Source organism: Vibrio nereis NBRC 15637 (assembly GCF_001591105.1).
Classification (GTDB): domain Bacteria; phylum Pseudomonadota; class Gammaproteobacteria; order Enterobacterales; family Vibrionaceae; genus Vibrio; species Vibrio nereis.
In genome coordinates this window covers 147,047-165,962 of record NZ_BCUD01000006.1, presented here as the reverse complement: position 1 = coordinate 165,962, position 18,916 = coordinate 147,047, and the positions used below count along the sequence as shown (strand labels likewise).

Sequence of the window (18,916 nt, the reverse complement as noted above, 5' to 3'; positions counted from 1 at the left end):
TGGTTGCTGACTATTCGAACAGGGTTACGCTTTTAAATCTAGCATGAGTGCTAGCAGCTCCCTTCTTTCTTCGGCTGATAAACCGACACTTCTTTCTTTGGCCTGCAGGTTCTCAATTTGTTTTTCAACACACTGAGCAAGTATTTTGTCCAGTGAGTCTAAAAATATATCTTGTTCATTATCTTCATCTAGGGGAATCTCCCATCCTGCTAGACGAGATAGTAAAGCCTCTTGGCTTGTATTACGCCAGTGTTCTATTAACTGGCCCGTATTTATATTGGGATGCTGATGACAATATTCAAGCACTTCTACAAATAATCTTAGTCCAGGAACTGTTAGATCTCTCACACTTGAGAGATCTGGTACCATTTGAGCATAGTTCGGATTCTGGATAAGCAAAGTGATCACTTCCCGCATTGGAGTGCGTTTTATCTCTTTATGCGGTTGAGGTCGGGTTTCACCTTTATGTTTTCTTGCTTGTCGAAGGCGATTATCGAATCCTGTTCGTTCATCTAGCAGCTTTTCTAGCAGTTCTTGGAAGTAAGGATCGGGGATTTTCTCGATCAAAGCACTGGCGTGCGCGCGCAGAGCAGACTTACCTTCATTACTGCCGAGGTTGAGCTGGTGGATTTCTATTAGATTATCAAACAGGTAGTTTGATAACGGTGTCGCTTGCTGGATTTGTTGCTCAAGCGCCTCTTTGCCATATTTTCGCACGTAGCTATCTGGGTCTTCACCATCTGGTAAAAACAAGAATTTAAGCGTGTTACCTGTTTTAAGGTATTGAAGAGCATTCTCTAGGGCTCGCCATGCGGCTTCTTTACCCGCACGGTCACCATCGTAGCAACAGACAACGGTATTGGTTTGGCGAAACAGCAGTTGGATATGATCGCCAGTGGTTGACGTGCCCAGTGAAGCAACAGAATAATCGACGCCATATTGCGCTAAAGCGACAACATCCATGTAGCCTTCAACGACCAAGATTTGTTTGGGTTCTCGATGCGCTTGCATTACCTCATAAAGGCCGTATAGCTCTTTGCCTTTATGGAAGATAGGGGTTTCTGGCGAGTTGAGATATTTTGGTGTTCCATCCCCAATGACTCGGCCACCGAAGCCAATGACACGGCCACGACGATCACGGATAGGGAACATCACTCGACCACGGAAGCGGTCGTAGCGGTTGCCTTTGTCATTTTCGATCAGCATACCGCCAGATACCAGCATATCTTGCGTTTGTTTGTTTTGGCCGAAGTTCTTACGGATTAAATCCCACTCATCAGCGACATAGCCAATACCAAATTTTTGTACGATCTCGCCGGACAAACCGCGATCTTTGAGATAATCGATCGCGATCTTACTACTTGATAGCTTTAATTGATCCCGATAAAACTGAGCGATACTGCCCATTAAATCGTAGAGGTTGCGCTTTTGCTCGGTACTGGCTTGTGGACGATTGGACTGAAAACGCCCATTACTACTTTGCTCGCGGGGAACATCTAAGCCTAGGAAAGAGGCAAGCTCTTCAATGGCTTCGGGGAACTCTAGGCGCTCGTATTCCATCATAAAGTCGATGGCGTTACCATGCGCACCACAGCCAAAACAGTGATAGAACTGCTTTTCTTGGCTGACGCTAAAAGAAGGCGTTTTTTCGTTATGGAAAGGGCAGCAAGCGCCGTAGTTTTTGCCTTTTTTCTTAAGTTTTACACGAGCGTCAATGATATCGACGATATCAAGTCGTGCGAGTAGGTCATCAATAAAGCTGCGAGGGATGTGTCCTGCCATAAAACCTAACAAAGAAAGAAAATACTGAGGATAGATACAAACAAGCCGTGCGCTCCAAAGGATAGCACGGCTTGCTGCAATTGGGTTGGGTAATTAAGCGAGTTTAGAGCGAACTAAACCACTTACTTTACCCATATCTGCACGCCCTTGAATTTGTGGCTTAAGCACTGCCATCACTTTACCCATGTCTTGCATGCCCGCAGCACCCGATTCCGCAATTGCACTTTCAATCAGTACACTTACTTCATCTTCTGTCAACGGTTGAGGCATAAAGTCCTCAAGTACAGCGATTTCAGCTTGCTCAGCGTCAGCAAGATCTTGACGTCCTGCTGCTTCAAATTGCGCTACAGAGTCGCGACGTTGTTTAACCATTTTAGTCAATACAGCAAGAATGTCGTCATCGCCCAGAGTGATCTGTTCGTCAACTTCACGTTGCTTAATTGCTGATAGAGCTAAACGAATAGTACCAAGGCGCGTTTTGTCCTTGGCTTTCATCGCTAATTTTTGCTCTTCTTTGAGTTGTTCAATGAGAGCCATAACTGAATCCTTTTGGACCGAGTTATTAGTACAGGCGAACGCGACGAGCGTTTTCGCGAGCTAGCTTCTTAGCGTGACGCTTTTGAGCTGCTGCTTTAGCGCGTTTGCGAACTGTAGTTGGTTTTTCGTAGTGCTCACGACGACGCACTTCAGAAAGGATACCTGCTTTTTCGCAAGAGCGTTTGAAACGACGTAGAGCAACGTCGAACGGTTCGTTTTCACGTACTTTAACTACTGGCATATGCCTTTCACCTCAGGGGTTAATTCGTTAATGCTGGAACGTTAGTGAGCCAAACACTTATGTTCAGTCTCAAACCAGCTTGATCAAAAATGGTGCGGAATTTTAATCCGATCGCTACTGCTTTGTAAAGCACTTTGTCGATTATAGTCTGTACAAAATTTGTTTGAGAAGCAAAGGCGAGGTAATATTGCGCCAATTTTGAATTATAGACAGAGACATCCAGGGTAAACCATGCGCATTATTGGTATCGAAACCTCTTGTGATGAAACAGGAATCGCGATTTACGACGATGAGAAAGGCCTGCTTTCTCATAAACTTTACAGTCAGGTAAAACTGCATGCAGACTACGGCGGTGTTGTGCCAGAACTGGCGTCTCGTGACCATGTAAAAAAGACCATTCCATTGATCAAAGCGGCAATGGCTGAAGCCAATGTGACACCTCAAGATATTGATGGTGTGGCTTATACCGCTGGCCCAGGTTTAGTCGGTGCGCTGCTGGTTGGTGCGACCATAGGTCGAAGCCTTGCTTACGCATGGGGTGTGCCTGCTGTGCCTGTGCATCACATGGAAGGACATTTGCTCGCGCCAATGCTGGAAGACAATCCACCACCATTCCCGTTTGTGGCTGTGTTGGTATCCGGTGGTCACTCAATGATGGTGGAAGTGAAAGGCATCGGTGAATACAAAATTCTGGGTGAGTCGATTGACGATGCTGCGGGCGAAGCGTTCGATAAGACCGCAAAATTGATGGGGTTAGATTACCCAGGAGGCCCACTGCTTTCAAAGTTAGCAGAGAAAGGCACTCCTGGACGCTTTAAATTCCCGCGCCCGATGACAGACCGCCCGGGATTAGATATGAGCTTCTCTGGCCTTAAAACTTTTACCGCGAATACTATCGCAGCAAACGGTGACGATGAACAAACCCGTGCAGATATCGCGTTAGCATTTGAAGAGGCGGTATGTGCCACTTTGACGATCAAGTGTAAGCGCGCTTTGGAGCAAACAGGGTTTAAGCGCATTGTTATTGCTGGTGGCGTTAGTGCCAACCGCCGTTTACGTGCTGATCTGGAACAGTTGGCCAAGAAAGTTGGCGGTGAAGTGTATTACCCTCGTACAGAGTTTTGTACCGATAACGGCGCGATGATCGCGTACGCTGGTATGCAGCGCCTGAAAAATGGTGAATTAGCGGATCTTTCAGTGCAAGCAACGCCGCGCTGGCCGATTGATCAGTTGGATCCTATCGCTTAAAGCAAAGTTTAGATGAAAGGCCGCTTATTACAGCGGCCTTTTGTTCTTCTGTAATAGAAACAGATAATGGCTCTAAACCGAATATCATTTGTAGTCTGTATTGATAAATATAACGGAAAAAATATGCATAAGTTTTCTATCGATGGGCGTGAAATGGCCTACTTGGATGAAGGGCAAGGGCCGGTGATCGTATTTGGCCATAGTTATCTTTGGGACAGTGCGATGTGGGCACCTCAGGTTAATGCTTTACGAGCACAATACCGTTGTATTGTTCCTGAACTATGGGCTCATGGTGAGTCAGATCATGCACCGTCTTCAACTCGATCTTTGACGGACTATGCGCAACAGATTTTAGCACTAATGGATCATTTGAATATCGAAGAGTTTTCGATCGTTGGCTTGTCTGTGGGAGGAATGTGGGGGACAGAGGTTGTGACCTTAGCACCACAACGAGTTAAATCTTTAGTATTGATGGATACCTTTGTCGGGCTAGAGCCGGAAATAACACATCAAAAGTACTTTTCGATGCTGGATACCATCAGTGACGCTCAACGAGTCCCTGAGCCAATTATTGATGCTGTAGTACCAATGTTTTTTGCTCGCAATGCGACAAATGATTCGCCAGCGTTAGTAGAGTCTTTCCGTCGTAAGCTAGCTACACTCTCTGGAGAGCAAGCCGTGGAAGTGGCGAGAATAGGCAAAATGGTGTTTGGTCGTCGTGACCAATTTGAAGATATCGAAAAATTCGCACTACCTGTGTTAATTGCCGTTGGTCAAGAAGATGCTCCGCGCCCAGTACTGGAATCTTATTTGATGGTTGACTGTATTTCTGGTGCTGAATTAGTGCAGATCCCGAATGCTGGCCATATTTCGAATCTTGAACAACCAGAGTTCGTTTCCAATATTCTGTTAGAATTTTTAGCGAAACACGCTCACTAAGAAATGGATAAGGCCTCTGATTATGAGGCTTTATCCAAGCCGTTCTTTTTCTCCCCCACCTTAGGCTCAGATCCTTCAAGCAAGCGTTTAATGTTTTGGTGGTGCCTAAAAACGATCAAGCAGCACAGCATTGCCACGGGCAGGGTGTATTGGGGTTTGATCATCCATGTGTAGAACGGTGCCAGTAGTACTGTTGTTAAAGAAGCTAGGGACGAGTAGCGAAAGGCAAACACGACGGCGAGCCATGTACCAAGTACCATAACGGTAAAATCTAACCCGATAGGCGCGATTGCCCCCAGCGCGGTTGCCACACCTTTGCCCCCTTTGAAGTGAAAAAATATCGGATACATATGTCCAAGGCATGCCGCGATAGCAATGACGCCTAAAATGATTGGCTCAATATCAAGAAAGAATGCGCCCCATACAGGAATGGTTCCTTTAAGCATGTCACACAGTAGGACCGATGCTGCCGCTTTCTTGCCTCCGATCCTTAGGACATTCGTGGCACCTGGATTATTGGAACCAACTTGCCGAGGATCCTGCAAACGCAGAATCCGGCAGATCAAAACAGCACTCGAGATCGAACCTAACAGGTAGGCGGCAATGATCATCACAAGTGCTAATGGGGTCATACTGATTTAACTCATCTTTTAGAGGTGTTTGCTAAGCAACTAATTGATATCATATCTTGCTTAAGACTCCCAAACCACCCAGGTAGGGAGTTTGAAAAAATGAAATAGTACGACTTTTTAATCAAATTGGGTATCCGACCTCTAAGGAAGCAAAGCGCATGGATAAAGTATTTATCGAGCAATTAGAAGTGATTACAACAATCGGTGTTTATGACTGGGAACAGCAAATTAAACAAAAACTTGTGTTGGATATTGAAATGGCTCACGACAATCGTCCTGCAGGGAAAAGCGACGATGTCATCGATGCGTTGGATTACTCTCAGGTAAGCGAGGCTGTACTCAATCATATTGAAGGTGGTCGCTTTTTACTGGTTGAACGCGTTGCAGAAGAAATCGCTGAGCTCATCATGACACGCTTCAATGTGCCATGGATTAAAATCCGTTTAACTAAGCCAGGTGCGGTTGCTCAAGCAAAAGGTGTTGGTGTGATCATCGAACGAGGCAATGCATGATCACGGCTTACATTGGGATTGGCTCCAATGTGGAACGACGTAAGCATATTCAAGCGGCTATTGATGAGCTGAACAGTTTGGGTAGTGAACTTCGCTTATCAACCATTTATGAATGCGAATCGGTGGGTTTTCAAGGAAATGCCTTTTTCAACCTTGTCGTAGAAATGAAAACGACACTAAGTTTGTCAGAGTTTTCACGACAATTACGCCAAATTGAGTTCAAATGGGGCCGTTCTGAGCAAGCGAAAAAGTTTGAACCTAGAACGGTAGATCTTGATATCATTTTGTTTGGCGAGCATACCTCTCAACAAGATCCCGAGTTACCGCGTAGTGATATCTATAAGTATGGCTTTGTGATAGAGCCTCTTAATGAACTTTGTGCTGAACTAATTATCCCAAATGATGGTCGAACCGTCCGTCAAGTATGGCAGGAATCATCCTATAAAGAAGTACTGAACCCAGTTCCTCTGTGGTTCGTTGTCCCAAAATAATGAGAATACCATGAGTTATTTCGAAGCGTTTATCTTGGCTTTAATACAAGGCCTTACCGAGTTTTTGCCCATTTCCAGCTCAGCGCACCTTATTCTTCCCTCGGCGATATTGGGTTGGGAAGATCAAGGCTTGGCGTTTGATGTTGCTGTTCACGTCGGTACGCTAGCGGCTGTTGTTATTTATTTCAGGCGTGAAGTGGTTTATTTATTACGCGCATTTTTTGCTTCGATTTTTAAAGGGGACCGAAGTAAAGAGGCCAAACTGGCTTGGATGATCGTTATCGCGACGATCCCTGCGTGTGTGTTTGGCTTGCTGATGAAAGACTTTATTGAGCTTTATCTGCGCAGTGCGTGGGTTATAGCCACCACGACTATCGTTTTCGGTCTTCTGCTTTGGTATGTGGATAAAAACTCAAAGCTAACCGATGACGAGTACACGGCGGATTGGAAAAAGTCGGTTTTTATTGGCCTTGCACAAGCGATGGCGATGATACCAGGGACATCTCGTTCTGGTGCAACAATCACCGCAGCCCTTTATCTTGGTTTTACGCGTGAGGCTGCTGCGCGTTTCTCGTTTTTAATGTCTATCCCGATTATTACGCTGGCGGGCAGTTATTTAGGGCTGAAGCTTGTGACTAGTGGTGAGCCCATTCATTTCGGTTTTCTGATGACAGGAATCGTCACTTCTTTCATCAGCGCGTACATTTGTATCCATTTCTTCCTGAAATTGATTTCTCGGATGGGTATGACGCCTTTTGTTATTTACCGTTTGCTACTTGGTGTGGGTTTGTTCGCATTTTTGATGATGAACTAACCTTAGCTAAGGTAACGTAATCTAGTCAGAGGCCACATATAAGCCACCTCGCCTGAACGGTGACATTGTGATATATATGTGGTCTTTCTTTATCTCACTTCTTTGAATCAACCTTATGCGAATTTTTGCACTGACTTTACTTTTGGTTCTGGGCTGGCTGCAGTTTGAACTGTGGTTTGGTAAGAATGGTATTGCTGACTTTCAACTTGTTGAAGCGGGTATCGAGGTTCAACACCAAGTGAATGCAAGTTTGAAAGATCGAAACAACGAAATGTTTGCTGAAATTGATGATTTACGTCAGGGGCTCGATGCGATTGAAGAACGTGCTCGGCACGAGTTAGGCATGATCAAAGAAGGTGAAACTTTCTACCGCATTATTGGAGAGGATAACTAATGTCCGATCTCAATACATTTGCTCTTATCGCTATCGTGCCTGCCGCTGGCGTTGGCAGTCGAATGAAAGCCGATCGTCCCAAACAATACCTCACTATTGATGACAAAACCGTGCTTGAGCATACAGTCGATAAACTGCTGTCACACCCTGCTATTCGTCAAGTCGTGGTGGCTATCAGTGAAAGTGATCCTTATTACTCTGAGCTAGCCATAAGTCAACGTGCCGATGTGGTGCGTGTTAAAGGTGGTAAAGAACGGGCAGATTCCGTACTGTCTGGGCTTGAGTATGCCTCCACACAATCTAGCAACTGGGTTTTAGTGCATGATGCTGCAAGGCCATGTGTTAAACACGATGATATTGACCGGTTGATTGAGGTGGCTCGCACACATAAAACGGGAGCGATTTTGGCGTCTCCGGTGCGAGATACGATGAAAAGAGCAAATACAGATAATAACATTGACCATACGGTTGAAAGGGAAGCTTTGTGGCACGCACTCACTCCACAAATGTTTAAAACTCAGCAACTGACTCACGCACTATCCTCGGCCCTTGCTGAGAATGTCGCAATCACCGATGAAGCGTCTGCGCTTGAGTGGCTTGGAGAGCACCCTGCTTTAGTTCAGGGTAGCGCCGATAATATAAAAATAACCCAGCCCGAAGATTTGGCGCTTGCTGAGTTTTATCTACAGCGAAATAAAGGATAAGTTATGATTCGAATTGGCCACGGTTTTGATGTTCACAAGTTTGGTGGTGAAGGCCCAGTCATTATTGGTGGGGTTGAAGTCCCTTACGAGCAAGGCCTTATTGCACATTCTGATGGTGATGTCGCGTTACATGCCTTGTGTGACGCGTTGCTTGGTGCGATTGCCGCCGGAGATATCGGCCGTCATTTCCCTGATACGGATGATAAATGGAAAGGGGCTAATAGCCGAGACTTATTGCGCGACGTTTATCGCCGCGTTAAAGAACAAGGGTATGTCTTAGGCAATGCTGACGTAACTATTATGGCGCAAGCGCCTAAAATGGCGCCTCACATTGAGTCTATGTGCCAAGTAATAGCAGAGGATCTTGAAACCGACCTTGGCAATGTGAATGTAAAAGCAACCACCACCGAGCGTTTGGGCTTTACCGGACGAAAAGAAGGCATCGCGACGGAAGCGGTGGTATTACTTATCAAAAAATAACTCAGTTATGTGTCGCTCGGCCTTTTCAGTCAGAGCCGCACGTAATGGAACAAAATATGTCTGATATTCTATCTTCTCTGGCTTACCTTAATGGTAAACCAACAGCTACCGCTAAAATTAAAGCGCAGCCTGAACACTTTCAAGTCAATGAAATTTTGGGGTATGAATTCGCTGGTAGCGGCGAACACCTCATGGTTCATATTCGTAAAACTGGTGAAAATACCAGCTTTGTCGCCAACGAGTTAGCCAAAGCGTGTGGCGTAAAATCAAAAGATGTGAGCTGGGCAGGCTTAAAAGACCGTCATGCGGTAACGCAACAATGGTTAAGTATTCATTTGCCTAAAGGGGAGACTCCTGACTTTAGTGCATTCCTTGCGCAGTATCCGAGTATCGAAATTCTGGAAACGACGCGACACAATAAAAAGCTGCGTCCGGGAGAATTAGCGGGTAATCACTTTACCGTTACGCTATCTGAAGTCAGTGATGTCGATAGCGTACTCAAGCGTTTAGAGTCTATCGCCAAAACGGGAGTGCCAAACTACTTTGGCAGTCAGCGTTTTGGAAATCAGGGTAGTAACCTTGAAGAAGCTCGACGTTGGGGCCGAGACAATGTACGCACTCGCAATCAGAACAAGCGTAGCTTATTGCTTTCGGCAGCACGATCATGGATTTTCAATAGCATTGTGTCTGCGCGAATTGAACAAGGCTTCTTTAGTCAGGTCATTGATGGTGATCTTGTACAGCGTGAGGCAGAACAGTTGCTAGTGGATTCTTCGAACAAAAGCATGCTTGAGGAACAGGTCCTTCAAGGGTTTGCAGATATTACGGCTGCCATGGCAGGTGATAACGCACTGCCTACGCAAACGGAAGCACTGGCATTAGAGCAACCACATTTAGATGCAGAGCCCGATTTAATGGCTCTGATCCGTGGTAATCGCATGCGTCACGATCGCCGTGTGGTCTCTCTTAAAGCGCAGGATCTCACCTGGAGTTCAGACAACGATTCTGTGACTTTGAGCTTTTCATTAGATTCGGGCTGTTTTGCCACCGCTATCGTTCGAGAGTTGATTGAAGAGGTGGAAGTGGAGCGAACTTACTCATGAAAGACAAAGCGCTAAAGATCTTATTAAGCAATGACGATGGTGTTTATGCTGAAGGTATTCACGCGCTAGCCGCTGCAATAAAAGATATTGCAGATGTCACCATTGTTGCTCCTGACCGGAATCGTTCTGGAGCATCAAACTCTTTAACACTAGAGCAGCCTCTTCGTGTGACTGAAATTGCTGATAAAGTTTTTTCTGTTCAAGGGACGCCCACAGATTGTGTGCACTTTGCTTTGAATGAACTAATGAAAAATGATCTCCCTGATTTGGTCTTAACCGGCATTAATCATGGTGCGAATCTGGGCGATGATGTGTTGTACTCAGGCACAGTCGCTGCTGCGATGGAAGGGCACTTTCTTGGGGTTCAAGCGGTCGCATTTTCTTTGGTAGGGAAAGTCAATTTTGCTGCGGCTGGGAAAATTGCCAGACAAATTGTTGAACAGCATATCCAAGCGCCCATCCCGACAAACCGACTCTTGAACGTTAATATTCCTGACTTGTCATTTGAACAGCTCAATGGGGTAAAAGTGACTCGTTTGGGGGCTCGCCATCACTCAGAAGCGATGATCAAACAGCAAGACCCACGTGGCCATGATATCTATTGGCTTGGCCCACCGGGCAAAGAGCAAGATGCTGGTGAAGGAACAGACTTTCACGCGGTGGATAAAGGCTATGTTTCAGTCACCCCGTTACAGGTTGATCTGACCGCGCATGAGTCATTAGCAAGTATGGATAATTGGTTAAAGGGTGATTGAGGATGGCAAACCCACAGGCTGATCGTTTAGTCGAATTTCTTGCAAAGAATGGCATTCAAAACACTAAAGTTTTGGACGCCATTCGTTCTATACCTCGTGAACGTTTTGTCTCTCAGGCAATGATGCACCAAGCGTACGATAACAATGCGCTACCGATCGGGTCTGGGCAGACGATCTCACAGCCATATATTGTCGCTAAGATGACAGAAACACTGGAACTGACACATTCAAGCAAAGTCCTAGAAGTAGGGACGGGCTCGGGTTATCAAACGGCCATCTTGTCCCAGTTAGTGGATCGTGTTTTTTCAGTCGAAAGAATTAAATCTTTGCAGTGGGAAGCCAAGCGCCGTCTTAAACAGCTTGATATTTATAACGTCTCAACAAAGCACGGCGATGGATGGCAAGGGTGGTCCGCTAAGGCGCCTTTTGATGCCATCATTGTTACTGCTGCGGCTGAAACAGTGCCTCCTGAACTTTTGGCACAGTTAAGCGAAGGGGGGATTATGGTGATCCCTGTTGGAACCGATGTTCAACAATTGCTGAAAATTACTCGTCAAGGTGATACATTTCATTCGGAAGTTATTGAACTTGTTCGTTTTGTTCCTTTAGTGGCTGGTGATCTCGCTTAAACATGACATTTAAATCTTACTCAGTTCTGATGCTAGGTGTATGCAGTGTGCTTTTCGGGTGCGCGGCACATACTCCTGCTCCTGTTTCTGGGTTAAAGAAAGATTACAGCTCCATACCGCGCGGTAGTTATCGTGGTAGCTACTATGAGGTCGAAAAAGGTGACACACTGTACTTTATCGCGTACGTCACAGATAAAGATGTAAAAGAGATCATCCGTTACAACGACCTAGCGCCTCCCTATACCATTTTTCCTGGTCAGAAGTTAAAGCTTTGGCAGCCTGCTTATACCCCGCCATCATACGGGCAAAAAACACCGACTGTTGTTAGCGTGCCAGCGGCAGTGACCGTACCAGCGGTAGTTAGCGTAACGCCACCTCCTGTTCCCGTATCTCCTCCCGTCAATGTGAGCAAAAACTCTAGTCAACAAGCTACTCCTAAAGAGGTAAAAAAATCACCACAAGTGGTTAAAAAAGATCCACCTAAGAAGGTTGATCAAAGCAAACCAAAGGAGTATGTTGAACCTACAAAGAAACAAAATGTTAACAAAACGGTCAGTACACCCAAGCCAAAAAATAACAAAATATCGAAGTGGTTATGGCCGACAAAAGGAAGAGTAATTAAAAACTTTTCTGCTGGAGATCAGGGTAACAAGGGCATTGATATCGCAGGACAACGAGGCCAAGCCATTGTGTCTACAGCAGGAGGCACCGTCGTATACTCGGGGAACGCACTTCGTGGATACGGTAATCTTGTAATTGTAAAACATAATGATAATTACTTGAGTGCATATGCACACAATGATCAGTTGCTAGTGAGTGAAGGACAAAGTGTTAAAGCTGGCCAAAAAATAGCCACAATGGGCAGCTCAGGAGCCAACAGTGTTCGATTACATTTTGAAATTCGCTACAAAGGTAAGTCTGTGAATCCAAAGCGCTACTTGCCGTAACAATTTGACTGGCTAAAGGAATATAGCGACATTAGAAGTAGTAATGTCTTGCTAGCTCGCCGGGGGAGGCACTATGAGTATCAGCAATACAGCAACGAAAGTCGAAGTAGTCGAACAGGAAGCAATGGATGTACTTCCTAGAGACGATGATCAATCCGTAACTAATAAAGAGTTTGATGCGTCATCTAAAAGTTTAGATGCAACACAACTCTACCTCGGTGAAATTGGTTTTTCACCACTACTCACCGCAGAAGAAGAAGTCTTATATGCTCGCCGTGCCCTACGCGGGGACGAAGCAGCACGCAAGCGAATGATAGAAAGTAACTTGCGCCTAGTGGTTAAAATTTCTTCGCCGATACAGCAATCGAGCCGATACAGCAATCGAGGTTTAGCACTTCTCGACTTGATCGAAGAAGGTAATCTTGGTTTGATCCGTGCGGTTGAAAAATTTGATCCAGAACGCGGATTCCGCTTCTCTACCTACGCCACTTGGTGGATTCGTCAAACTATCGAACGCGCATTGATGAATCAAACGAGAACAATCCGTCTACCTATTCACGTAGTAAAAGAATTGAATATCTACTTACGTACGGCTCGAGAACTCTCTCAAAAGCTTGATCATGAGCCTACGGCAGAGGAAATTGCTTCTGAGTTGGATAAGCCGGTAGACGATGTCAGTAAAATGCTTCGTTTGAACGAACGCATTAGCTCAGTGGATACGCCAATCGGTGGTGAAGGTGAAAAAGCCTTACTGGATATTATCCCTGATGTGAACAATTCAGACCCCGAAGTATCGACGCAGGACGATGATATTAAGCTGTCTTTAATTCACTGGCTTGATGAGCTAAATCCAAAGCAGAAAGAAGTATTAGCGCGTCGATTTGGCCTGCTTGGCTATGAACCATCAACACTAGAAGAAGTCGGGCGAGAGATTAATCTTACGCGTGAGCGTGTTCGTCAAATTCAGGTTGAAGGTTTACGTCGACTAAGAGAAATCTTAGTGAAGCAGGGGCTGAATATGGAAAGTTTATTCAGTGTCAATGAAGAGTAGCGGATAGATTAGCATGTAAAAAAGCCTTGGGTCTTCCAAGGCTTTTTAGTTTGTATTTGCTTTACTTTATTTCTTAGCGGTCTTTGGGAATACCTTCACAAGCTTTATTCGATTTTCTTCTAGTTCGATAATTTCCATGCGATGACCAAAAACATGTACGCTGAGGTGGCTTTCAGGAATATGCTCTAAATGTTCAAGTATTAAGCCATTCAACGTTCTAGGTCCGTCAGTAGGCAGTTTCCACTTCAGTCCTTTGTTGATATCACGAATGTTGGCACTGCCTTCGATTAAGAAGCTTCCATCGACTTGAGGCACAATCTCTTCAGATAAGCTCGGTGCGATGGATGTTGTAAACTCACCGACGATTTCTTCCAAAATATCTTCTAATGTGATCAGGCCAATAATGTCGCCGTACTCATCAACAATCAGGCCTATGCGCTGTTTGTTGCGTTGGAACTTAAGCAGTTGAACATTGAGTGGTGTGCTTTCTGGAATGAAGTACACTTCATCAGCGGCTCTTAGAAGTGTTTCTTTAGTAAACTCATTCTTTTCAAGCATTAATCGGTAAGACTCACGCAAACGTAACATGCCGACCACTTCATCAATTTGGTCTCGATATAGGACGACACGGCCATGAGGCGAGTGGGTCAACTGACGAACAATTGACTTCCAGTCATCGTTAATATCAATACCTGTGATCTCGTTACGTGGCACCATGATGTCATTAACAGTAACGTGCTCAAGATCTAGGATGGAAATCAGCATATCTTGGTGACGTCTTGGAATTAAGCTCCCTGCTTCATTCACTACAGTTCGCAGCTCTTCTGAACTCAGGTGGTCAGCACCACCATGATCGGCTCTTATTCCCAGCAACCGGATAAACCCATTCGTGATGAAGTTGACAAAAATCACTAAAGGAGACAATAGTTTCATTAGGATTGTTAACAGCACACTGCTTGCGTAAGAGACTTTCTCAGGGTAAAGCGCAGCAAGGGTTTTAGGCGTGACTTCTGCAAAGACCAAAACAACCAATGTGAGGGCGCCTGTTGCTATTGCGACACCCAAATCACCATAAAGTCGCATCCCGAGTATGGTCGCAATGGCTGAGGCTAGGATGTTAACTAGGTTGTTACCGATTAGGATCAAACCGATAAGACGATCTGGACGGTTAAGCAGTTTTTCAACGCGCTTAGCTCCCTTGTGGCCTGTATTGGCTAGGTGCTTAAGGCGGTAGCGGTTCAAAGCCATCATCCCTGTCTCTGAACCCGAAAAATATCCTGAAATTACAATTAGACACGCGAGTAGCGCAAATAAGATACCCGTTGATATGTCGTCCAAAGCTTATCTATTCCTTGTGGTGTTTAGTTAACCATGACTTACCGACTAAGATAAGTTCTGTCAAAAAGGGAAGTGGCATTGTAAAAGAAAGGTGCCACTTATGCACCTTTCTAGCCTGTTTAGTTAAGAATGATTTCTCGCACAAAGCGGCTGCCGAAGTAAGCAAGAGTCAACAAAGTTGCACCCGCGACGGCAAACCAAGTGACTTTTTTCCCTCGCCATCCTTTTTGATAATGACCCCACAGTAATACTGTGTAAACCATCCATGCGATAAAGGAGAGGATTGCCTTATGGGCCTTACCTTGAACAAACATATCTTGAACAAATACAAATCCTGTTATGAGAGTTCCGGTAAGTAATAGGGTTCCTATCAGGATAATATTAAAGAGTTGGCGTTCTACCATAAGCAGAGGAGGCAAGTTGGGGTTAATAGCCAGAGCTTTTTTGGTTTTCAGCTTATGATCAAGCCATGCCAGTTGGAGCGCATAGAGTGCACCAATCGTCAGTGTTGAATATGAGAATAAAGCCAAGGAAATGTGGATGAGCAATTTGGGGTCTTGCTCTAAATGAGTAATAAAAGTACTTGGCAGGAAAGCAGCTGCACTGAGGTTGATTGCTGAAAAACTGTATACCACAGGTAATAAGAACCATAGTCGAGTCTTCAGCATTGCTATGCTCATCACCAGAGAGATAATGAAGCTAATCAATGAAGCGACATTAAGAATACTTAAGTTTTGACCTGCACCTTCAAAGATCAGATCACTGAGTAACCAGGCATGAAAAATGAGCGCAAGCGAAGCGCTGACAAAAACAGTTTTTGCTCGAATACCGGTTTGATGGACTAAACCCGGTATGATGGTCGCAATTGCCAAAAAATAAAGTATCGCGGCAACAACGGCTATTAAGTTGTCCATGGTTCTCTAACAGCTGGTGGATTTTTAACAAATTATACCCTGACTCAACGACTTGAGCCATGACTTATCTGGTTCATTTACGTGACTTGAGATGTCAAAACTGATTAGAGCTGTGCACAGGACCATCTGCTCAGGTATACTCGCAGTAGTTTGTCGCGAAATTTAGGGTGCGTTTGATAACAAACACCCGGGTAAAGAGACTGAAGATGTTTGAGAATTTAACGGATCGATTGTCCAAAACGCTGAAAAATATCAGCGGTAAAGGTCGCCTGACCGAAGACAACATTAAAGAAACGCTACGCGAAGTGCGCATGGCACTTCTGGAAGCTGATGTAGCGTTGCCTGTTGTCCGCGATTTTATTAAACGCGTAAAGGAAGCAGCAGTAGGTGTAGAGGTATCTAAATCTCTAACGCCAGGCCAAGAGTTCATCAAAATCGTTCAAGGTGAACTTGAAGCGGTAATGGGTGAAACCAACGAAGCGCTTAATCTGGCGGCTCAACCACCAGCGGTTATTTTAATGGCTGGCTTACAAGGTGCGGGTAAAACCACCTCAGTCGGTAAGTTATCTAAGCTTCTAAAGGAACGTGACAAGAAAAAAGTTCTGGTTGTTTCTGCCGACGTTTACCGTCCTGCCGCGATTAAACAGTTGGAAACCCTCGCATCAGATATTGGTGTGGATTTCTTCCCATCATCACCCGATCAAAAGCCTATCGATATCGCTAATGCTGCGATTGACCACGCGAAGAAGAAATTCTATGACGTATTGATTGTCGATACGGCGGGGCGTCTGGCGATTGATGAGCAGATGATGTCTGAGATTCAGGACCTTCATACTGCTATTACGCCAGTGGAAACCCTATTCGTTGTTGATGCCATGACGGGTCAGGATGCGGCGAATACAGCCAAAGCGTTTGGCGATGCGCTACCTCTAACGGGTGTGATCCTGACAAAAGTGGATGGCGACGCTCGTGGCGGTGCCGCCCTGTCTGTTCGTCATATTACGGGTAAGCCAATCAAGTTCTTGGGTGTGGGCGAAAAAACCGACGCGCTAGAACCTTTCCACCCTGATCGTGTCGCATCACGTATTCTTGGCATGGGTGACGTACTGTCACTGATTGAAGATTTGCAACGCAATGTCGACCAAGAAAAAGCTGAAAAGCTGGCGAAGAAATTCAAAGAGAAGAAAGGCTTCGATTTGGAAGACTTCCGTGAGCAACTTGGCCAGATGCAGAACATGGGTGGTATGATGGGGATGATGGACAAGCTTCCTGGTATGTCTCAACTGCCTGACAACGTCAAAGATAAAGTCGATGACAAAATGTTTAAGCAGATGGAAGCGATCATCAACTCGATGACAATGAAAGAGCGTCAACGTCCTGAGCTGATTAAAGGCTCACGCAAGAAACGTATTGCTGCTGGCTCAGGTACGCAAGTACAAGACGTTAACCGCCTACTCAAGCAGTTCACCCAGATGCAGAAGATGATGAAAAAAATGCAGAAAGGTGGCATGAAAGGCATGATGCGCAACATGCAAGGCATGATGGGTGGCATGGGCGGCGGCGGTGGTTTTAACCCGTTTGGTCGCTAAAAGTTTATTTTCAGTCTGTTAGCTAGTTCACAAACTTAAATCTCCTAGATTGTTTTAGAAGAAAAATAGTTGTTGGTGAAAAAATAGCTAAAGACCTTGCATTGCTCCGGAATAAGAGTAAAATTCCGGAGCTTTATTTTGGCACGAGCCCCAAACTATTTAGCGATAAATGGTTACTGGGGTTAATTTTATTTTTGAGAAAGCAAAGAGGACGACATGGTAACCATTCGTTTGGCACGTCACGGCGCTAAAAAGCGTCCATTTTATCAAATCGTAGTAGCGGACAGCCGCAATGCAGCAACTGGCCGTTTCATCGAGAAAGTTGGTTTCTTCAACCCAACTGCTAAAGGTCAAGAAGAAGGTCTACGTCTAGACCTAGATCGCGTTAACCACTGGGTTGGTCAAGGCGCATCTGTATCTGACCGCGTTGCTAAGCTAGTTAAAGACGCTCAAAAAGCGGCTTAATTCTTAAATAAGAAGTAGAAATTAGCTTATGTCGATGAAAGGTAAAGAAACAATGAGCAGCGAGAAAATTGTTGTAGGCAAGTTTGGTGCTACTTACGGCATTCGTGGCTGGCTTAAGGTTTTTTCCTACACAGACAATACTGAAAGCATATTTGATTACAGCCCTTGGTTCATTGAACAGGGTGGCAAGTGGGTTGAATACAAAGTTGAAAGCTGGAAGCGCCATAACAAAGGTTTGGTAGCTAAGCTGGAAGGTCTGGATGTGCGAGAAGAAGCACAACTAATGACAAACTTTGAAGTCTATATCGACCCTGCTGTTCTTCCAGAATTGCCAGAAGATGAGTTCTACTGGCGTGATTTGATTGGAATGCAAGTGGTAACTGATAAAGGTTACGACCTCGGCACAGTTTCTGATCTTCTAGAAACTGGCTCCAACGATGTTCTGGTTGTAAAAGCAAATCTGAAAGATGCTTTCGGACAAAAGGAACGACTAATCCCGTTCCTTGAAGAGCAAGTGATCAAACACATTGATCGCGAAGCTCAACGGATCGAAGTTGACTGGGATCCTGGGTTTTAACTCCAAGTAATGAGCGATAGAACAATGTGGATCGGCGTAATAAGCCTATTTCCTGAAATGTTCCGCAGCGTTACTGGTTACGGAGTAACAGGCCAAGCGGTTAAAAAAGGTCTTTTGTCTATTGAGACATGGAATCCTCGTGATTTCACTCACGACAAACATCGCACTGTCGATGATAGGCCTTATGGTGGTGGTCCTGGTATGTTGATGATGGTTCAGCCTCTGCGCGATGCCATTCATACTGCCAAAGAGGCCTCACCGGGAAAGACGAAAGTTATCTATCTGTCTCCTCAAGGTCGTAAGCTCGACCAAAAAGGAGTTGAAGAGTTAGCAACAAACGAGAACTTGCTTCTTATTTGTGGCCGCTATGAAGGGGTAGATGAGCGTATCATCCAATCAGAAGTTGACGAAGAATGGTCAATTGGTGACTTTTGTGATGACGGGTGGTGAAATACCAGCCATGACGTTAATCGATTCTGTCTCTCGGTTTGTACCGGGAGTGCTAGGGGATTTTGCGTCGGCAGAAGAAGATTCTTTTGCAAATGGTTTGTTAGATTGCCCTCACTATACGCGTCCTGACGTGTTAGATGGAAAAGAAGTGCCAGCGGTACTCAAATCCGGTAACCATAAGGACATTCGTCGCTGGCGACTAAAGCAGTCGTTGGCCCGTACTTGGCTAAGAAGACCAGAGCTCCTGGAAAACCTAGCTCTGACTGACGAACAGGAACAATTACTTGCCGAGTTCATTAGAGAGCATCGAAACAAGTAACCTAT

At 45.2% G+C, this 18,916-nt stretch carries 22 protein-coding genes and 1 pseudogene; 17 read left to right on the top strand and 6 right to left on the bottom strand.

Going from position 1 to position 18,916, the window contains the following annotated elements:
• Window positions 1-24 precede the first annotated feature (24 nt).
• The 3 genes from dnaG to rpsU all read right to left on the bottom strand — a co-directional run bounded on the left by dnaG (window position 25) and on the right by rpsU (window position 2,560).
• Window positions 25-1,782, bottom strand: a complete 1,758-nt coding sequence (gene dnaG / locus VNE01S_RS08730) for a DNA primase (protein ID WP_053394221.1) — start codon at window positions 1,780-1,782, stop codon at window positions 25-27.
• Between the two features lie 93 nt (window positions 1,783-1,875).
• The gene (locus VNE01S_RS08725) at window positions 1,876-2,319 is read right to left on the bottom strand and encodes a GatB/YqeY domain-containing protein (protein WP_053394220.1); all 444 of its coding nucleotides are present in this window, start codon (window positions 2,317-2,319) and stop codon (window positions 1,876-1,878) included.
• 25 nt (window positions 2,320-2,344) lie between these two features.
• A complete protein-coding gene (rpsU, locus tag VNE01S_RS08720; RefSeq protein ID WP_001145625.1) occupies window positions 2,345-2,560 on the bottom strand; it encodes a 30S ribosomal protein S21 in 216 nt (71 codons plus the stop codon).
• A 231-nt stretch (window positions 2,561-2,791) separates the two neighbouring features.
• Here rpsU and tsaD point away from each other — a divergent pair, with 231 nt between their 5' ends.
• Window positions 2,792-3,808 carry a tRNA (adenosine(37)-N6)-threonylcarbamoyltransferase complex transferase subunit TsaD gene (gene tsaD, locus VNE01S_RS08715; protein ID WP_053394219.1) on the top strand — a complete coding sequence of 339 codons (1,017 nt, stop codon included), beginning with the start codon at window positions 2,792-2,794 and terminating at the stop codon, window positions 3,806-3,808.
• A 123-nt stretch (window positions 3,809-3,931) separates the two neighbouring features.
• Window positions 3,932-4,747, top strand: coding sequence for an alpha/beta fold hydrolase (locus VNE01S_RS08710; protein ID WP_053394218.1), 816 nt, complete (start codon window positions 3,932-3,934; stop codon window positions 4,745-4,747).
• A 20-nt stretch (window positions 4,748-4,767) separates the two neighbouring features.
• Here VNE01S_RS08710 and plsY read toward each other — a convergent pair whose 3' ends face one another.
• Complete coding sequence (plsY, locus tag VNE01S_RS08705) at window positions 4,768-5,379, bottom strand: glycerol-3-phosphate 1-O-acyltransferase PlsY (protein WP_053394217.1); 612 nt, start codon at window positions 5,377-5,379, stop codon at window positions 4,768-4,770.
• 158 nt (window positions 5,380-5,537) lie between these two features.
• Between plsY and folB the strand changes: the two genes are divergently transcribed.
• The 11 genes from folB to rpoS all read left to right on the top strand — a co-directional run bounded on the left by folB (window position 5,538) and on the right by rpoS (window position 13,259).
• The gene (gene folB / locus VNE01S_RS08700) at window positions 5,538-5,891 is read left to right on the top strand and encodes a bifunctional dihydroneopterin aldolase/7,8-dihydroneopterin epimerase (protein WP_053394216.1); all 354 of its coding nucleotides are present in this window, start codon (window positions 5,538-5,540) and stop codon (window positions 5,889-5,891) included.
• Complete coding sequence (gene folK, locus VNE01S_RS08695) at window positions 5,888-6,382, top strand: 2-amino-4-hydroxy-6-hydroxymethyldihydropteridine diphosphokinase (protein ID WP_053394215.1); 495 nt, start codon at window positions 5,888-5,890, stop codon at window positions 6,380-6,382. Before folB ends, folK begins: the two co-directional genes overlap by 4 nt.
• 10 nt (window positions 6,383-6,392) lie before the next feature.
• Window positions 6,393-7,196, top strand: a complete 804-nt coding sequence (locus tag VNE01S_RS08690; RefSeq protein ID WP_053394214.1) for an undecaprenyl-diphosphate phosphatase — start codon at window positions 6,393-6,395, stop codon at window positions 7,194-7,196.
• Between the two features lie 115 nt (window positions 7,197-7,311).
• Window positions 7,312-7,590, top strand: coding sequence for a cell division protein FtsB (ftsB, locus tag VNE01S_RS08685; RefSeq protein ID WP_053394213.1), 279 nt, complete (start codon window positions 7,312-7,314; stop codon window positions 7,588-7,590).
• Window positions 7,590-8,294, top strand: a complete 705-nt coding sequence (gene ispD, locus VNE01S_RS08680) for a 2-C-methyl-D-erythritol 4-phosphate cytidylyltransferase (protein WP_053394212.1) — start codon at window positions 7,590-7,592, stop codon at window positions 8,292-8,294. The genes ftsB and ispD overlap by 1 nt, the downstream gene beginning before the upstream one ends.
• 3 nt (window positions 8,295-8,297) lie before the next feature.
• Window positions 8,298-8,774: a 2-C-methyl-D-erythritol 2,4-cyclodiphosphate synthase gene (gene ispF, locus VNE01S_RS08675; protein WP_053394211.1), complete on the top strand. Its 477-nt coding sequence runs from the start codon at window positions 8,298-8,300 to the stop codon at window positions 8,772-8,774.
• A gap of 56 nt (window positions 8,775-8,830) precedes the next feature.
• Window positions 8,831-9,877 (top strand): tRNA pseudouridine(13) synthase TruD, encoded by a 1,047-nt coding sequence (gene truD, locus VNE01S_RS08670; RefSeq protein WP_053394210.1) that lies wholly within the window; start codon window positions 8,831-8,833, stop codon window positions 9,875-9,877.
• The gene (surE, locus tag VNE01S_RS08665) at window positions 9,874-10,632 is read left to right on the top strand and encodes a 5'/3'-nucleotidase SurE (protein ID WP_053394209.1); all 759 of its coding nucleotides are present in this window, start codon (window positions 9,874-9,876) and stop codon (window positions 10,630-10,632) included. The genes truD and surE overlap by 4 nt, the downstream gene beginning before the upstream one ends.
• Before the next feature lie 2 nt (window positions 10,633-10,634).
• Window positions 10,635-11,261 carry a protein-L-isoaspartate(D-aspartate) O-methyltransferase gene (locus VNE01S_RS08660; RefSeq protein ID WP_053394208.1) on the top strand — a complete coding sequence of 209 codons (627 nt, stop codon included), beginning with the start codon at window positions 10,635-10,637 and terminating at the stop codon, window positions 11,259-11,261.
• A gap of 2 nt (window positions 11,262-11,263) precedes the next feature.
• Window positions 11,264-12,208 (top strand): peptidoglycan DD-metalloendopeptidase family protein, encoded by a 945-nt coding sequence (locus VNE01S_RS08655; RefSeq protein ID WP_053394207.1) that lies wholly within the window; start codon window positions 11,264-11,266, stop codon window positions 12,206-12,208.
• Between the two features lie 73 nt (window positions 12,209-12,281).
• Entirely contained in the window at window positions 12,282-13,259 is a 978-nt protein-coding gene (rpoS, locus tag VNE01S_RS08650; protein WP_061781637.1) for an RNA polymerase sigma factor RpoS, read from the top strand.
• Between the two features lie 66 nt (window positions 13,260-13,325).
• On the opposite strand, the gene VNE01S_RS08645 is transcribed toward rpoS, so the two are convergent.
• On the bottom strand, window positions 13,326-14,597 hold the full coding sequence (locus tag VNE01S_RS08645; protein WP_053394206.1) for an HlyC/CorC family transporter: 1,272 nt from the start codon (window positions 14,595-14,597) through the stop codon (window positions 13,326-13,328).
• 119 nt (window positions 14,598-14,716) lie between these two features.
• Window positions 14,717-15,511: a cytochrome C assembly family protein gene (locus tag VNE01S_RS08640; RefSeq protein ID WP_053394205.1), complete on the bottom strand. Its 795-nt coding sequence runs from the start codon at window positions 15,509-15,511 to the stop codon at window positions 14,717-14,719.
• 206 nt (window positions 15,512-15,717) lie between these two features.
• Between VNE01S_RS08640 and ffh the strand changes: the two genes are divergently transcribed.
• The 4 genes and pseudogenes from ffh (at window position 15,718) to trmD (ending at window position 18,911) form a co-directional block, all read left to right on the top strand.
• Complete coding sequence (gene ffh, locus VNE01S_RS08635; protein ID WP_053394204.1) at window positions 15,718-17,100, top strand: signal recognition particle protein; 1,383 nt, start codon at window positions 15,718-15,720, stop codon at window positions 17,098-17,100.
• Between the two features lie 216 nt (window positions 17,101-17,316).
• Window positions 17,317-17,565: a 30S ribosomal protein S16 gene (rpsP, locus tag VNE01S_RS08630; RefSeq protein WP_005379962.1), complete on the top strand. Its 249-nt coding sequence runs from the start codon at window positions 17,317-17,319 to the stop codon at window positions 17,563-17,565.
• 28 nt (window positions 17,566-17,593) lie between these two features.
• Window positions 17,594-18,142: a ribosome maturation factor RimM gene (gene rimM / locus VNE01S_RS08625; RefSeq protein ID WP_053394203.1), complete on the top strand. Its 549-nt coding sequence runs from the start codon at window positions 17,594-17,596 to the stop codon at window positions 18,140-18,142.
• Window positions 18,143-18,166: 24 nt separating this feature from the next.
• A pseudogene (gene trmD, locus VNE01S_RS08620) lies at window positions 18,167-18,911 on the top strand (tRNA (guanosine(37)-N1)-methyltransferase TrmD).
• Window positions 18,912-18,916 lie beyond the last annotated feature (5 nt).

Bases quoted from the DNA above. Each gene is read 5' to 3' on its own strand.
- VNE01S_RS08725 (WP_053394220.1), bottom strand. From the start codon at position 2,319: ATGGCTCTCATTGAACAACTCAAAGAAGAGCAAAAATTAGCGATGAAA.
- rpsU (WP_001145625.1), bottom strand. From the start codon at position 2,560: ATGCCAGTAGTTAAAGTACGTGAAAACGAACCGTTCGACGTTGCTCTA.
- ftsB (WP_053394213.1), top strand. From the start codon at position 7,312: ATGCGAATTTTTGCACTGACTTTACTTTTGGTTCTGGGCTGGCTGCAG.
- dnaG (WP_053394221.1), bottom strand. From the start codon at position 1,782: ATGGCAGGACACATCCCTCGCAGCTTTATTGATGACCTACTCGCACGA.
- surE (WP_053394209.1), top strand. From the start codon at position 9,874: ATGAAAGACAAAGCGCTAAAGATCTTATTAAGCAATGACGATGGTGTT.
- rimM (WP_053394203.1), top strand. From the start codon at position 17,594: ATGTCGATGAAAGGTAAAGAAACAATGAGCAGCGAGAAAATTGTTGTA.
- VNE01S_RS08690 (WP_053394214.1), top strand. From the start codon at position 6,393: ATGAGTTATTTCGAAGCGTTTATCTTGGCTTTAATACAAGGCCTTACC.
- rpsP (WP_005379962.1), top strand. From the start codon at position 17,317: ATGGTAACCATTCGTTTGGCACGTCACGGCGCTAAAAAGCGTCCATTT.
- VNE01S_RS08660 (WP_053394208.1), top strand. From the start codon at position 10,635: ATGGCAAACCCACAGGCTGATCGTTTAGTCGAATTTCTTGCAAAGAAT.
- plsY (WP_053394217.1), bottom strand. From the start codon at position 5,379: ATGACCCCATTAGCACTTGTGATGATCATTGCCGCCTACCTGTTAGGT.
- VNE01S_RS08640 (WP_053394205.1), bottom strand. From the start codon at position 15,511: ATGGACAACTTAATAGCCGTTGTTGCCGCGATACTTTATTTTTTGGCA.
- folK (WP_053394215.1), top strand. From the start codon at position 5,888: ATGATCACGGCTTACATTGGGATTGGCTCCAATGTGGAACGACGTAAG.
- tsaD (WP_053394219.1), top strand. From the start codon at position 2,792: ATGCGCATTATTGGTATCGAAACCTCTTGTGATGAAACAGGAATCGCG.
- ispD (WP_053394212.1), top strand. From the start codon at position 7,590: ATGTCCGATCTCAATACATTTGCTCTTATCGCTATCGTGCCTGCCGCT.
- folB (WP_053394216.1), top strand. From the start codon at position 5,538: ATGGATAAAGTATTTATCGAGCAATTAGAAGTGATTACAACAATCGGT.
- truD (WP_053394210.1), top strand. From the start codon at position 8,831: ATGTCTGATATTCTATCTTCTCTGGCTTACCTTAATGGTAAACCAACA.
- ispF (WP_053394211.1), top strand. From the start codon at position 8,298: ATGATTCGAATTGGCCACGGTTTTGATGTTCACAAGTTTGGTGGTGAA.
- ffh (WP_053394204.1), top strand. From the start codon at position 15,718: ATGTTTGAGAATTTAACGGATCGATTGTCCAAAACGCTGAAAAATATC.
- rpoS (WP_061781637.1), top strand. From the start codon at position 12,282: ATGAGTATCAGCAATACAGCAACGAAAGTCGAAGTAGTCGAACAGGAA.
- VNE01S_RS08710 (WP_053394218.1), top strand. From the start codon at position 3,932: ATGCATAAGTTTTCTATCGATGGGCGTGAAATGGCCTACTTGGATGAA.
- VNE01S_RS08655 (WP_053394207.1), top strand. From the start codon at position 11,264: ATGACATTTAAATCTTACTCAGTTCTGATGCTAGGTGTATGCAGTGTG.